Source organism: Rothia sp. (in: high G+C Gram-positive bacteria) (assembly GCF_030540545.1).
Classification (GTDB): Bacteria; Actinomycetota; Actinomycetes; order Actinomycetales; family Micrococcaceae; genus Rothia.
In genome coordinates this window covers 1-1110 of sequence record NZ_JAUNVZ010000104.1, presented here as the reverse complement: position 1 = coordinate 1110, position 1110 = coordinate 1, and the positions used below count along the sequence as shown (strand labels likewise).

Below are 1110 nucleotides of genomic sequence, written 5' to 3'. Positions count from 1 at the left end.
GTATTTGCTGCCGGTGTAGGGTAGCGGCATCCGTATCGAGTACCACCGGGAACTGCTCCGTAAGCTTCACCAGCAGCCGCTCGGCCGCCAGCGCATCGTCCTTAGAGGTGTGAGCATTATCGAGCTGCACGCCGTGCTCGCCGGCCAGGGTCTCCAGTTTGCGGTTACCGCGTTTGCGCGGAATCACCTGTTTATGAATAATGTACGGATCAAGAATATAGCCTTCGGGAAGTATTCCATTGGCAATACCGTAACGCTTCATCTCGTGGTGCAGCACCGAAAAATCATAGGCCGCATTAAAGGCGATGACTGGCACCCCATCCAAAAAAAGCCCCCCAAGCGCCCCGGCCAACTCCCACACCACTTGGCGGGCATCCGCCCCGTGGGCGCGCGCATACTCGGTGGTAATACCGTGCACCCGAGCGGCCCCGTCGGGAATCTCCACACCGGGATTAGCCAACCACTCGCCGGCACGCCGAATAGCACCGTCAGGCTCCAAAAGAATCAGGGATGCGGTCACAATGCGCGCGGTTTTCACATCGACACCGGTCGTTTCAAGGTCAAAAGTTGCGCGGGGGCCATTAATCCAGCTCATAGTCTTGACTATACGTGAGTTTTTTATAATGCGCTCCCACACCAGTTAGCCCGAAGGCGCGGGCAATGTGGGCATAAAGCGGGTGCAGCATTGCGGTAAGCCCGCAATCGACATTGAAGAAAAATAAGCGGCGAATAAATAAGAGTCGGCGGTAACGAGAAGCTTAGAAGCGCACGGGCGCAACCGATAGACTGGAACCATGACTGCAACTCTCATAACGGGCGCACCGGGCACCGGAAAAACCGCACGCCTTATTGGTGCCGCAGCAGATTTTATTGCCGCGGGATCCGATCCCGCCCGGTTGCTTATTCTTGCCCCCACCCGCACCGGGGCCACACGCATTCGCGACGGGCTGGCTAGGCGTACCGACGCAAGCATGTCCACCGCACCCACCCGGGCCTGGGCGGCCTACGCCTTCGACCTGCTGCGCCGCGCCCACTCGCGGGGGCGTCTCGACGGGGTGGAATTTTCCCCCAAGCTCCTTTCCGGCCCCGAACAAGACGTTATGATTGGCG

2 protein-coding genes are annotated in these 1110 nt (G+C 59.1%); one reads left to right on the top strand and one right to left on the bottom strand.

Annotated elements, in window-relative coordinates; translation table 11 throughout:
- On the bottom strand, positions 1–595 hold a 595-nt coding region (locus tag Q4P78_RS09250; RefSeq protein WP_303340079.1), incomplete at its 3' end, for an exonuclease domain-containing protein.
- A 199-nt stretch (positions 596–794) separates the two neighbouring features.
- Here Q4P78_RS09250 and Q4P78_RS09245 point away from each other — a divergent pair.
- On the top strand, positions 795–1110 hold a 316-nt coding region (locus tag Q4P78_RS09245; protein ID WP_303340078.1), incomplete at its 3' end, for an AAA family ATPase.